General features: G+C 63.6%; 10 protein-coding genes. 7 read left to right on the top strand and 3 right to left on the bottom strand.

What is annotated here, in order from left to right; all coding sequences use genetic code 11:
• Positions 1–45: 45 nt before the first annotated feature.
• Positions 46–1,596, bottom strand: a complete 1,551-nt coding sequence (locus OCL88_RS13610; RefSeq protein ID WP_264962854.1) for a sigma-70 family RNA polymerase sigma factor — start codon at positions 1,594–1,596, stop codon at positions 46–48.
• A gap of 235 nt (positions 1,597–1,831) precedes the next feature.
• On the opposite strand from OCL88_RS13610, the gene OCL88_RS13605 reads away from it, so the two are divergent.
• The 3 genes from OCL88_RS13605 to OCL88_RS13595 all read left to right on the top strand — a co-directional run bounded on the left by OCL88_RS13605 (position 1,832) and on the right by OCL88_RS13595 (position 5,044).
• Positions 1,832–2,581 carry a hypothetical protein gene (locus OCL88_RS13605; RefSeq protein ID WP_264962853.1) on the top strand — a complete coding sequence of 250 codons (750 nt, stop codon included), beginning with the start codon at positions 1,832–1,834 and terminating at the stop codon, positions 2,579–2,581.
• 92 nt (positions 2,582–2,673) lie between these two features.
• The gene (locus OCL88_RS13600; protein WP_264962852.1) at positions 2,674–4,044 is read left to right on the top strand and encodes an Ig-like domain-containing protein; all 1,371 of its coding nucleotides are present in this window, start codon (positions 2,674–2,676) and stop codon (positions 4,042–4,044) included.
• A 172-nt stretch (positions 4,045–4,216) separates the two neighbouring features.
• Complete coding sequence (locus OCL88_RS13595; protein ID WP_166185909.1) at positions 4,217–5,044, top strand: DUF1684 domain-containing protein; 828 nt, start codon at positions 4,217–4,219, stop codon at positions 5,042–5,044.
• 52 nt (positions 5,045–5,096) lie between these two features.
• Here OCL88_RS13595 and OCL88_RS13590 read toward each other — a convergent pair whose 3' ends face one another.
• Positions 5,097–6,314: an acyl-CoA dehydrogenase family protein gene (locus OCL88_RS13590; protein ID WP_166185908.1), complete on the bottom strand. Its 1,218-nt coding sequence runs from the start codon at positions 6,312–6,314 to the stop codon at positions 5,097–5,099.
• The gene (locus tag OCL88_RS13585; protein WP_166185907.1) at positions 6,311–7,102 is read right to left on the bottom strand and encodes an SDR family NAD(P)-dependent oxidoreductase; all 792 of its coding nucleotides are present in this window, start codon (positions 7,100–7,102) and stop codon (positions 6,311–6,313) included. The genes OCL88_RS13590 and OCL88_RS13585 overlap by 4 nt, the downstream gene beginning before the upstream one ends.
• A 93-nt stretch (positions 7,103–7,195) precedes the next feature.
• Here OCL88_RS13585 and OCL88_RS13580 point away from each other — a divergent pair, with 93 nt between their 5' ends.
• From OCL88_RS13580 to OCL88_RS13565, 4 genes are all read left to right on the top strand, one after another.
• The gene (locus tag OCL88_RS13580; protein WP_264962851.1) at positions 7,196–8,347 is read left to right on the top strand and encodes a glycoside hydrolase family 76 protein; all 1,152 of its coding nucleotides are present in this window, start codon (positions 7,196–7,198) and stop codon (positions 8,345–8,347) included.
• 183 nt (positions 8,348–8,530) lie between these two features.
• Positions 8,531–9,574 carry an iron ABC transporter substrate-binding protein gene (locus OCL88_RS13575; protein ID WP_166185905.1) on the top strand — a complete coding sequence of 348 codons (1,044 nt, stop codon included), beginning with the start codon at positions 8,531–8,533 and terminating at the stop codon, positions 9,572–9,574.
• 4 nt (positions 9,575–9,578) lie between these two features.
• Entirely contained in the window at positions 9,579–11,174 is a 1,596-nt protein-coding gene (locus tag OCL88_RS13570) for an ABC transporter permease (protein WP_264962850.1), read from the top strand.
• The gene (locus OCL88_RS13565; RefSeq protein WP_021471585.1) at positions 11,171–12,334 is read left to right on the top strand and encodes an ABC transporter ATP-binding protein; all 1,164 of its coding nucleotides are present in this window, start codon (positions 11,171–11,173) and stop codon (positions 12,332–12,334) included. Before OCL88_RS13570 ends, OCL88_RS13565 begins: the two co-directional genes overlap by 4 nt.
• The last annotated feature ends 93 nt before the right edge of the window (positions 12,335–12,427 follow it).

Raw genomic sequence — 12,427 nt, 5'->3', positions numbered from 1 at the left:
ACGTACCGGGCGGTGTGATGCGGCGCTCAGTTTCCGCGGCCGCTGTCAGTAGTCGTAGCGAAGCTTGCCCGTGCTGAATCCACTGCCACGGAAGGAGTACGTGAGAACGCCGGGGGCCGCACTTTTCCCGGTTTCTGCGGTCATGTGGAAGTTCAGGTTGCCGGGCTGAATGGAGCCAGTGGAACACGTGATGGCCCTTGGGCCTTGAAAAGAGCAAGACCAGCCTTGTGGGACAATCAGCGACTTCTCCTGAATCTGAGCATGAGGACTTAACGAGAAGGTAGCCGTGCCGGGCCCGACGGGTGGAGCCCCTCGTGGAACGAAGTCAACTTGCATCGCCGTCAGCCCCGCCCCTGTGTCCTGCGCAGCCCAAACATACGTCGACACCGCAGTAGGTGTCGTCGGTTTTTCGGGGGCGGACGGCGCAGGGGCCGGCTCCTGCTGAGTCGGCGGCGGTTCCGGCGCAGTTCCTGGCGGCACCTCCGTTGCAGGGGCACCTCCTTGAACCTCGGCAGGTTCGGCCACTTCCCCTCCATCAGATGACTGCTTCTCTTCCTCCCGGGGTTCCTCCTGCGCAGGGTCCGGCTCGGAAGGCGGCAAAACTTCCGGGCCCGTCTGTGCTGGCGAAGGGCTCTCTGGTGCTTGATGGGAAGGCGTTGCCGGTGGCCACAAAGTGATGGAAGGTTGGGCCTCGGGATGCGTGGAGTCCGGATGGTCAACGACGTGAGCGTCAGGGATAAGAAGGCCGCCAACCCCCGAAGCGCCCAAAGCAAGTCCCAGGCCTGCCGCAGCAACGACGGCCATCACTACCGGCTGGCTGATGGCCGGGGCCACGATGGCCGCCTTTACCGGGACAAGTCCGCCCAATACCCCCAGGCCGGCTCCCTTTCCCGCCCACAATGCCAGCGGGACTCCGGTGACCAGAGGGAGAAGCACAGCCCGCATTCGCCCTTGCACGTCCTTCAGTTCGGAGAGGGCGAGGGTGCACTTGGAACACCCGCCCAGGTGCTGGCGCACCTTCCGTGATGCAGCCCGGGACAGCCCACCACGGATGTAATGCCCAAGCTTGGAGGCATACATGACGCATTCATCATCATGTTCCTCAGCAATATGGGCCTGTAAGTACTGCCGACGCAAGCCTTCACGGGCGCGCAGGGCCAGCGCTGAGACCGCGTTGGGTGAGAGTCCCAGGATGGGTGCCACAGCAGCGGGCTTCATCCGTTCCACGTCGAGGTACCACAAGACGGCCTTCCAGCGCTCGGGCAGAGCTTGGAACGCTTTGGCGACGGCATCCGATTCAAAAGCCTTGATAGCGGCATCCGGTTCCGACAGCGGGCGGTCCAGTACGGCGTCGTCACTACTGGGCAGGGTGCTTCCCGCTTTGCGGTTGCGGTGGTGGGACAGCCTGGTGACGGTGGACAGGAGATAGGCCCGGAAGAAATTGTTGGGCCCTTTCCCTGCGACCAGGTTTTGCAGCACAGCCTGGAAGGCCTCGGCCACAACGTCCTCTGCGTCGCTGGGGTTGTCCACGTTCCGCCGGGCAACCGCGGCGGCGATGGATATATGCCTTTCGTAGAGGTGGTCGAAGGCTGACATGTCGCCGCCGCGTACCAATTCGATATAGTGCCCGTCGCTCAGAACATCCGCGCCGGAATTATTGTTTGTGTTTTTCCTGGAGGCCACTATGGCATCCACACAACATAGAGAATTGCGCCCATATAAATGCAGTGATGGCGGGCCACAAGATGTGACGCGGGTTTTTCTAAAGACTTTAAAAACGTTGCCTTGGAAAACTACGTCACGATCGGGAACAAGGGGGCACTATCCGCATATGACATCGTTCCGGAACAAATCCCTCGCCGAATGTTCATTTCCGCGCCATGTGCTCCTCCGGCGGTGGCAGACAGCCAGCTACAAGAGGGGCTGGCGGTTCCGGGCGGATTGGTTGTTGCCTGAAGTGCGCACAGTGGTCACATCCCTGGCCACGTGTTATTCCGTCCCCGCAATGACCGCCAGGTCCTTGGGTGCGGCCAGGGCCAGGAACGGTGTGGGGATCAGTGAAACCATGACCGACTTCCGCGCACTCTTCGTGGCTGCCGACCAAACACTGGACATCGATGCACTTCAGTCCCTGGCAGAGGGCTGGGCGGAGGTGGCCGAAACCGTCCCGCCCATCTCGTGCACCGACGTCTACACGGGGCTCGCCACGCCTGCCCACTTCCAGCGCCGGATCCACGAAGTCTCCGTCGAAGACCCCGGTTCAGGGCCCCACGCCTTGGCCGTCATCCACCTCCCCGAGCCTCAGGGTGGGCGCAGCCACTGCTGGACCCTGTTGGCCCTCCTTGGTGACACTGTCCAGGCCGAACTCAAGGGAACGGGCGCCACCGCGATGTACCAGGATTTCTCGGTCCACGTGTTGCTGCCGCTCTCCGCCTTCAGCCTGGGACGCCTGCTTAACTGCAAGATCGCCGTGGAGTCCCTCGGGGAAGGGGTCCTTAGCCCGGCAAAGGTGAAGTTCCGGCCTTTCTCAGTTGATGCCGGGGCGGCCGGGTCCAGGAACTCCCACCCGGAGTCGATGTAGGCAATGCCCGGAACTTAGCGTCATGATCCTCCTCGAGCGGCCACTCCTTAATGACGAAAATCTTTCGAGGATGCTAAGGACTTCCCCAAAAAATGAATAAATCGCTTCATATGAAGACCACCGCGTTGATGGCCGCATTCCTGGCTGTCTTCCTGACCTCTCTAGGGCTGGTCTGGGCTGCGCAGCCGGCAACTGCTGCAAATATTCCCGGAGCCAGCATCAGCATCAGCACAAACTCCGTAGTGACAAGCCAATGGGACCAGGTCGATTTGACCTGCGAGTGGAGCGTTCCGGACCACTCGCAGCCCGGGGATACCTTCGAAATGCAGCTGCCCCAGGAGCTTCGCTGGTTCGGCACCGCATCCTTTGACCTTGACAATCCCGAAGGCGAAACTGTTGCCACCGCGGTGGCCGATGACTCGGGATTGGTGGTCTTTACCCTGACTGACTTCGTTGCCACGCACCCGCTCAAGGTGGGCGGCACATGCAACTTCTCGACGCGCTACGCCGAGGTTCCGGGTGACGAGGAACGCGAGCAACTGGAATTCACCGTTGGCGATCGTGTGGTCCGTGTACCCGTAACCGTCGCCCCCTGCGTAACCGACTGCACGCCGGCACCTGAATCTGCGGGAAAGGCCATGTGGTGGGCTGATGCGGGTCAGACACGGCTCGAGTCCATCATTTACATGCCGCCCATGCCCTCCCGTACGAATGACGTGACGGTGACGGATACTCCTTCCGCAGGGATGGAAATCGACTGTGACGACGTCACACCGCGCGTTGGACGAACCGTCAACGCAGACGGCAACATCACCGACCCGATGGAAACCGAGCGCTACCCCGCTGTTATCGAGTGCACACCGCAGGAAGTAACGGTGACGTGGACGGGTCTTCCCAGAGGGGAACGCGTTGAGCTTTTCGTCGTCACCGACGTTACGGATGCAACGTTGGATGCCTACACGAACACCGGCACCGTGACGATAGACGGCATCGAAAATGCTGTCGGCGCAGAAACCCGACGGACCAGCGCGGAAGGAACCGGCGACGGCACTGCCACGCCGACACCGACACCGACGCCCACGCCGACCACAGCGACGCCGACGCCGACGCCCACGCGCTCCAGCAGCACACCCACGCCCACCCCAACACCCAGCACCGCCACGCCGACACCGACGCCTACGCCGACCACGCCCACGCCCACGCCCACGCCCACCGTGACGGAAACCGCAACACCCGAGCCCAGCACCTCGGCTCCAACGCCCTCCACGCCGGTGACAACACCCGCAGTCGAGGCTCCGAGCCAAACGCCGGAACAGCCAAAGAAGGCCGAGGACGACACTGAGCTGGCCACCACGGGAGCCAACGGTCCGGCCTTTGTCTTCGCCGCAGCCGCCTTGTTGGCATTGGGCTCACTGCTCGCCTTCGGCGCAGCACGGCGGTCGTCGCAGCGTCGTACGCACTAAGGGCGTTGCCACGATCCGGCTCGCGCTGGCATGTATTGGGGGCCAGCGCGAGCCGCTCCATTTTTAAGCCGGCTTTCCCGGCATGGAGGAATTTTTACCCCTGCACCACGGTTTGTCCCTACGGTTGAAGTCCTCCAATCCATGGAGAACAGTCAAGGAACTGAGGAGAACCATGAGCGCGCCCACCACCACGGCTGATCAACAACTGGCACGCTGGGAGAGGTTCCGGGCAGGTCGTAACGCCGCGTTGGCAGCCGACCACGGGTGGCTGACGCTCACGTCCTTCCAGTGGTTGGGGTCAGCCCCCGAACCCCTTGAGCTGGTCCCGGGGTTGTGGTCAACTGACGGGACCTCCGCAACGCTGACGGCCGCGGCGGAAGACGGGTTGACGTTCGTTTCCTCGGGTGAACCTGTGATCGGGACCTACTCGGAAACTCTCCAGGACGAGGAGTCGCTGAACTGGGTTCAGTACGGCGGGGTGGACGGCACTCAGGTGGTCGTGGAGTTGGCCATGCGTGCGGACAAGTACGCCATCCGCACGCGTGACAACGGCTCCGCCGTATACACGGAGTTCACCGGCGTCCCCACCTACCCCTATAACCCGGAGTGGGTGATCAGCGGGAGGTTCGAGGCGTATGAGAATCCAATGGAGGTTCCCATCGGCACAGCAAACCCGTTGGTTGACGGTGTGCATGTGTCCGTTGGCGAGGTGGTGTTCCGCGTACCCGGGGTAGCGCACGAGGTCAGGCTGCATGCGGAGGCCGAGAAGCTGGGTGCCCTCAACGTGACCTTCCATGACGAGACCAATGGAGACACCACGGACGAGTGGCGCAAGGTCTTCATTCCCAAGCCTCGCCCGGACGGTTCGGTGATCATCGATTTCAACCGTGCCATCAACTACCCCAGCGCGTTCACGCCGTATGGCACCTGCCCCATGCCCGTCCGTGGCAACGCGATCGATGTTCGCGTAGAGGCGGGCGAAAAGCTCCCCGCGGACTAACCGCAGGCCAGCAGCGAACCCGCAGACCCACGTGGCCTGCCGGACCACTCCGTCACACGATCGCCGAGTGTCCCGTCACCGCACGGCCCACAATCAACGAGTTGATCTCAAAGGAACCTTCATAGGTAAAGATCGCCTCGGCATCCGCGAAGACCTTGGCCATGCCGAAATCGGTCACAATGCCGTTTCCACCCAGGATGGACCGGCCCATGGCGACGGTTTCCCGCATCCGTGCGCTGCAGTATGCCTTGGCCAGGGCAACTTGTGCCATGTCAGCCCCACCATGCCGCACGCCGTGGGCGTCAGTGAAGATCCCCTCCTGGAGTTGGGCAATGCGGACCATCATTCCCATGCTGGCGGTGGCGTTGCCCAGCATGTTCACCAGCTGTTGCTGGATGAGTTGGAACCTTGCGAGAGGCCTGCCGAACTGGGTGCGTTCCACGGCGTACTGCCGGGCGATGTCGAAGGCAGCCAACTGCTGCCCAACGGCCTGCCAGGCCACCATGATCCGGGAGCCCCGCAGTAGGTGGTTGGTGTCGGCGAAGCTACTGATGCCTTCGAACCGGTCGGCTTCCAGGACCTGCACATCCTCGAACCGGATGTCGGCGTTCTGGACGGTTCGCAGGGCCACTTTGTTTTCGATGCGGGTCCGAGTGATTCCCGGCAATGAGGCGTCCACAATGAAGCCCCGGATCGAACCGTCTCCCTCGTCCTTGGCCCACACCAGCATGTAGTCACAAAACGTCCCGTTGCCGATCCAGCGCTTGGCGCCGTTGATCACCCAATAGTCGCCGCCGTCGGACTCTGGCCTGACGACGCGCCGGGCGGTGGTCTCCATGCCGCCGGCGACGTCGGATCCGTGGTCCGGCTCGGTCAAGGCGAAGGCGCCGGTGGTGCGGAGGTTGGAGGCGTCGTCGAGGTAGCGGTCCTGCTGGGCGTCACTGCCAAAGTCGTAAAGGGACTCCACGAAGAGATCGTGGTGCACCATGAAGAACGTCGCAATTGAGGTGTCAACACGGGTCATCTCCGCGATGACCAGCCCAGCGAAGAGGTGCGTGTAACCGCGCTGGGCGGGTGCACTCAGACGCAGTGCCGCCAGTTTGGGGAGGATGTGCTCAGGGAACTCCGCGCGGTCCCACCACTGGCCGGCGTAGGGTGCGATCTCGGTGTCGAGGAACGCCCGAAGCTCCTTGAGCTTGCGTTGTTCCTGGACGCTGAGGAGCGATTCGAAGTCAAAGAAGTCTGCCGCGGGCAGTTCCTCGCCCATCATTTGAGCCCCATGCGGATGGCGCCATCGAGCCGGATGGTTTCGCCGTTGATCATGGCATTCTCCACGATGTGCGCGGCCAGGTTGGCGTACTCGGCGGGCCGGCCCAACCGGGCGGGGTGGGGCACCTGCTGGCCCAGGGATTCCTGTGCTGCCGGCGGCAGGCCGGCCATCATGGGCGTCTCGAAGATGCCGGGCGCGATCGTTGCGACCCGGATCAGCGAACGCGCGAATTCGCGGGCGAGGGGCAGTGTCATTGCCGCAACGGCGCCCTTGGATGCCGCGTAGGCCGGCTGCCCGATCTGCCCTTCGAATGCCGCCACAGAAGCTGTGTTGATGATGACTCCGCGCTCCGGGCCACCTAGCTCGGTTGTCACCGGTTCGTTCTGCACCATGGCGGCGGCGGCGAGCCGCACCACGTTGAAGGTCCCTGCGAGGTTGACGTGGATGACCTTGTTGAAAGCCTCGAGGGGTAGCACGCCGTCGCGGCCAAGGACCTTGCCGGGCGTTGCGATTCCGGCGCAATTGACCACGATCCGGAGGGCTCCCAGGGCCGCCGCGGCATCGATGGCAGCCTGGATTTGGGCTTCGTCGGTGACGTCGGCCGCCGAGAAGACTGCTTTCTGACCGGAGGACGTGGCGTTCAATTCAGCAGCGAATTCTTCCCCCGCGGACTGGGGCAGGTCCACCAGCACCACCGAAGCTCCGGCGTCGAATAGCTTCCTCGCGGTGGCCGCGCCCAGCCCCGAGGCTCCCCCTGTTACCAGCGCAACCGTGCCTTTGATGTCCATCCATCCTCCTTGATGCAGACCCAAATCCGTTAATGCATGTTAACTGGAATCCCGGCCCGGCGCACGTCACTTCCTCCCCGCTAGGCTTGATCCATGCCCAGCACGAGCGCAGAACCACCCCTGTCCGCAGTACCGGCCGCAGTATGGGGGGAACGGGCCGACGCTGCAGCGCGTTCCGTGACGCGAACTTTCGGAAAGCGGCTCCTCTTCCTGCCCGGCACCCATATCGGCGCCGTCAGCTTTCCGGGCAGGTTCAGCCTCATCGGCCCGTGGCACTACTGGTGGCAGGCCCATTACGTGGATTGCCTGGTGGACGCGGGCCGCAGGGAACTCGCCTCGGGATCAAGGTTCGACGGCGCCTCCCGCCCCAGCGCGGGCAGGCTCGCTTCCCGGCTGGTGACGACCATCCGGTTCCGGAACCGCTTCCGATTCGTCAACCATTTCTATGACGACATGGCTTGGCTCGCGCTGTCGACGCTCAGGCTTGAAGAACTGGCCCGGGAGACCCGCAAGCCCGGGCGACGCCGCAATGCCTACGTTCGCAGGTGCCTCACGTTGCAGTTCGATTCTGCGGCCACGGAAGACCTGGGCGGCGGAACTTACTGGAGTACCGCGAGGGATTTCAAGAACACGCCCGCCACGGCCCCGATCGCGCTGTATTTTGCCAGGACAGGGCAGAGGGAGAAGGCGAAAGCACTGGTGGCATGGCTCAACACCAGGCTTCTAAATCAGGACACGGGCCTGTACATGGATGGACTGCGGATCAGGAACGGCGAGCCCGTTCTTGAGAGCGCGGTCTACACCTATAACCAAGGCCCGGTGCTCGGCGCGCTTCTGGAACTGGGCGGAGCAGTCGAACTGGAGCGGGCGTCCAGGCTGATCGAGGCAATCGGCCGCGGCTTGACCCTTCCGGGTACCGGCGTCGTCCGCTGCGAGGGCGCCGGGGATGGCGGCCTCTTCACCGGGATACTCTTGCGCTACCTGGCCTTGGCCGTCCGGGACGCCAGGCTCCCTGAGTCGACCCGCTCGGCGGCAAGGGACCTCGTCCTGTCTACCGCCGAAGCCCTGTGGACCTGTCGCTTGGAACGGACCCCTCGCGGCCAGGAAGCATCCAGCCCCCGCCTCATCTTCTCTTCCGATCCACAGCGCCCGGCCGGCGAAACGTATCCGGCGGGGTCCGCCGTCGAACTTTCCACCCAACTTCAGGCCTGGATGGCACTGGAAGCGGCCGCAACGCTGGGCTAGGGGAATTACGTCACGCAATACTTGTGTAATTGACGTGATCCTTGTCACATAAGGCCTTCAGGACTTCGTAAAGAAGGGTTGCCTAACCTACGCTTTTCACAGCGGGCACCCCGAATCCCCGCCGCCCGCAGAGGCCCGGACCATCTTCCGGGCACCCACATCTGTTCGCAGAAAGAAGTCCGCATGAAGCTCCGCAAGAACGCGCTGGCAGGAATCGCTCTCGCCGCCACTGCCGCACTCGGCCTCGCCGCCTGTGGCTCCAACTCCGGCAGCCCGGCCGCCTCCGAATCCGCTTCCGGCGAAGGCATCACGGTCTACAACGCCCAGCACGAAAGCCTCACCAAGGAATGGATCGACGCCTTCACCAAGGAGACCGGCATCAAGGTCACCCTCCGCCAGGGCTCGGACACAGAAATGTCCAACCAGATCATCCAGGAAGGCGCAGCTTCCCCGGCCGATGTGTTCCTGACCGAGAACTCACCCGCAATGGCGCAGGTTGAGAACGCCGGTCTCTTCGCAGACGTCGACAAGGCAACCGTCGACCAGGTTCCCGCCGAGTTCCGCCCCTCCACCAACAAGTGGACCGGCATCGCGGCCCGCTCCACCGTCTTCGTGTACGACAAGAACAAGATCAGCGAAGACAAGCTGCCCAAGTCCATGCTGGACCTGGCCAACCCTGAGTGGAAGGGCAAGTGGGCGGCTTCCCCCACCGGCGCCGACTTCCAGGCAATCGTCTCAGCCCTCCTCGAACTGAAGGGCGAGGCCGCTACCGAAGAGTGGCTCAAGGGCATGAAGGAAAACTTCAAAGCCTACAAGGGCAACAGCACCGCTATGAAGGCCGTGAACGCCGGTGAAGTAGATGGCGCGCTGATCTACCACTATTACTACTACGGCGATCAGGCCAAGACGGGCGAGAACTCCAAGAACGTCACCCCGTACTACTTCAAGAACCAGGATCCGGGCGCCTTCCTGTCCGTTTCCGGCGGCGGTGTCCTGAAGTCCTCCAAGCACGCTGAGGACGCGCAGGCATTCCTGAAGTTCATCACCGGCAAGCAGGGCCAGGAAATCCTGAAGAACGGCACCTCCTTCGAGTACGCCATCGCCTCCGAGGTTGCTGCCAACGAGAAGCTGGTTCCCATCAAGGAACTCCAGGCTCCCACCGTTGATCCCGCAAAGCTCAACTCCGCAAAGGTCACCGACATGATGACCAAGGCAGGACTGCTGTAACTACGTGAGCACCGACCTTTCGGCTTCCGGCACCCCAGCAGGAAGCACGACGACGGCGGGCAAGGGCAAGCGCCCTCGCCCGCCTTTCGGCGTCTCAACGGTGTCCGTCCTGGCCATCCTGACGGCGCTCTTTTCACTTCTGCCGCTGGGCTACGTGGTCTACATGACCGCCGCGACAGGCTGGGACACCGCCGTCGAACTCATCTTCCGGCCCCGCGTCGCGGAACTGCTTCTCAACACCATCCTGCTGATGGTGATTACGGTCCCCGCCTGCCTGGTTCTCGGCGTGGGTGGAGCATGGCTCGTGGAGCGGACCAAACTCCGCGGCCACCGCTGGTGGGCGGTGGCACTGGCTGCCCCGCTGGCCATCCCGGCCTTCGTGAACAGCTACTCGTGGGTGTCCGCCGTGCCGTCCCTGGCGGGGATCTGGTCCGGCGTCCTGATCGCCACGCTTTCCTACTTCCCGCTGGTCTACATTCCCGCCGCGGCGACGCTCGGCCGCCTGGATCCGGCGATCGAACAGTCCGCCGCATCGCTGGGTTTGGGCCCGTGGGCTGTTTTCTTCCGGGTTGTCCTGCCGCAGCTCCGGATTGCCATGTCCGGCGGGGCGCTCCTGGTGGCACTGCACCTGTTGGCCGAATACGGCGCCTTTGCGATGATCCGCTTCGATACTTTTACGACGGCGATCATGGTTCAGTTCCAGTCGACGTTCAATGGCACCGCCGGAAACATGCTGGCCAGCGTCCTGGTCTTCCTGTGCCTGATCCTGCTGGTCGTGGAGGTCCGGAGCCGCGGAACAGCACGCTACGCCCGCATCGGTTCCGGGGCGCAGGCCAAGGCAACCCGCATGCCCCTGGGTCTCTACCAGGTTCCTGCACAGCTGGCTCTCCTGGCGCTCACCGTCCTGGCGTTCGGAGTTCCGGTGTGGTTCGTGCTGCGCTGGATCGTGGCCGGCGGCCCCGACGTCTGGGCCGCGGATGAGTTCATCCCGGCGCTGCTGCAAACGCTCATGTACGGCGCGGTCGGGGCTCTGGTCACTACCATCGTGGCGTTCCCCATGGCCTACCTCGCAGTGCGGCGCCCCAGCTGGTTCAGCAAGATGCTGGAACTTTCCAACTACATCACCAGCTCCCTTCCCGGAATCGTGGTGGGCCTGGCCTTCGTCACGGTGAGCATCCGCGTGCTGCCCGGCGTGTACCAGACCACCGGGGTGCTGATCGCTGCCTACGTGCTGCTGTTCCTTCCCCGGGCTCTTGTGAACCTGAGGGCCGGGCTCGCCCAGGCGCCCAAGGAGCTCGACGAAGCCGCGCAGTCCCTGGGCAAGGCGCCGATGGTCTCCTTCTTCCGGGTCACCCTCCGGCTTTCGGCACCGGCAGCTGCCGGCGGTGCGGCCTTGGTGTTCCTGGCCATCGTGAACGAACTGACGGCCACCCTGCTGTTGTCGCCGAACGGCACCAGGACCCTCGCCACGGAGTTCTGGAGCAAGAGCAGCGAGATCGACTACACCGGGGCAGCCCCTTACGCACTGCTGATGATCCTGCTCTCGGCACCCATGACCTACCTGCTTTTCCAACAGTCCAAGAAAGTTGCCGGACAGTGACCGAACAATCCCCTTCCCGACTCCCTGCGCCGCGTGTGGCACCCTCGGTGGCTTCCTCCACCAACCCACACCTGGACATTGCCGAGGTCACCAAGAACTTCGGTTCGCAGTCAGTACTGAAAGGGGTCAACCTTTCGGTCGCCAAGGGCGGGACCACGGCGATCGTGGGGCCCTCCGGTTCCGGGAAGACCACCCTGCTGCGTTTGATTGCCGGGTTCGAACATCCGGACACCGGGTCCATCAAACTTGATGGCACCCCGGTGGCAGACGGCAATGTTTGGGTTCCCGCCCACAAACGCCAAGTGGGTTACGTGGCCCAGGACGGTGCGCTGTTCCCGCACCTCTCCGTGGGGCAGAACATCGCCTTTGGCTTGGATGCCGGAAAGCTCGACGGCGGCCGCCGTGCGGTCAAGGAACGGGTCGCCGGATTGCTCGACATGGTCTCCCTTGACCCGGCCATGGCAAAGCGCCGGCCGCACCAGCTTTCCGGCGGCCAGCAACAACGGGTGGCCCTGGCCCGCGCCCTGGCCCGCGAGCCTGAACTGATGCTGCTGGACGAGCCCTTCTCTGCTTTGGATGCCGGCCTGCGCGTTGCTACCCGCCGGGCCGTAGCCAAGGTACTCAACGAGGCGGGCGTGACCACTATCCTGGTCACCCACGACCAAGCCGAAGCCCTCTCCTTCGCCGACCAAGTGGCCATCATGCGCGGCGGCAAGCTGGCTCAGATCGGCAACCCTTTCGTCGTCTATACCCGCCCCGCGGACCGGGCCACAGCGGAGTTCCTTGGCGACGCAGTCTTCCTCGATGCGTGGATGGAAGGCTCCTTGGCCACCTGTTCCCTGGGCGGAATTCCGGTACGCCGGCCACCGGCCCAGGGCAAGGTCCAGCTCATGCTCCGGCCGGAACAGATCCGGATCGCTCCGGAGGGTCCTATCCGCGGCGTAGTGGTGGACACTGACTACTTCGGGCCTGAAACCACCGTTCGCATCAAGCTCGGAGACTACCGGGCACCGGACGGCAGCGCTTCGGGCAACAGCCACCGGTACCCCGGCGGCGGAGAGATCATCACCATCCGCCACTGGAACGCGTCCATCACCAAGCCCGGGACCGAGCTAAGCCTCCGCGTCATAGGCGAAGGCGTGGCGTTCCCCATCGAGTAGCCCAACTGGGTCGCATTTGTGCGCGTTGTGAGCCCTGTAAACGCGCACAAATGCGACCTAATACGAAAGTAGGGGCGGGTTAGGCTGCGGTGA

This window comes from Paenarthrobacter sp. PAE-2 (genome assembly GCF_026013155.1).
Lineage (GTDB): Bacteria > Actinomycetota > Actinomycetes > Actinomycetales > Micrococcaceae > Arthrobacter > Arthrobacter ureafaciens.
The sequence above is the reverse complement of the archived record's forward strand: the minus strand, read 5'-3'. Positions and strand labels throughout refer to the sequence as shown.

Bases quoted from the DNA above. Each gene is read 5' to 3' on its own strand.
- OCL88_RS13585 (WP_166185907.1), bottom strand. From the start codon at position 7,102: ATGGACATCAAAGGCACGGTTGCGCTGGTAACAGGGGGAGCCTCGGGG.
- OCL88_RS13605 (WP_264962853.1), top strand. From the start codon at position 1,832: ATGACATCGTTCCGGAACAAATCCCTCGCCGAATGTTCATTTCCGCGC.
- OCL88_RS13600 (WP_264962852.1), top strand. From the start codon at position 2,674: ATGAATAAATCGCTTCATATGAAGACCACCGCGTTGATGGCCGCATTC.
- OCL88_RS13610 (WP_264962854.1), bottom strand. From the start codon at position 1,596: ATGTCAGCCTTCGACCACCTCTACGAAAGGCATATATCCATCGCCGCC.
- OCL88_RS13580 (WP_264962851.1), top strand. From the start codon at position 7,196: ATGCCCAGCACGAGCGCAGAACCACCCCTGTCCGCAGTACCGGCCGCA.
- OCL88_RS13595 (WP_166185909.1), top strand. From the start codon at position 4,217: ATGAGCGCGCCCACCACCACGGCTGATCAACAACTGGCACGCTGGGAG.
- OCL88_RS13590 (WP_166185908.1), bottom strand. From the start codon at position 6,314: ATGATGGGCGAGGAACTGCCCGCGGCAGACTTCTTTGACTTCGAATCG.
- OCL88_RS13575 (WP_166185905.1), top strand. From the start codon at position 8,531: ATGAAGCTCCGCAAGAACGCGCTGGCAGGAATCGCTCTCGCCGCCACT.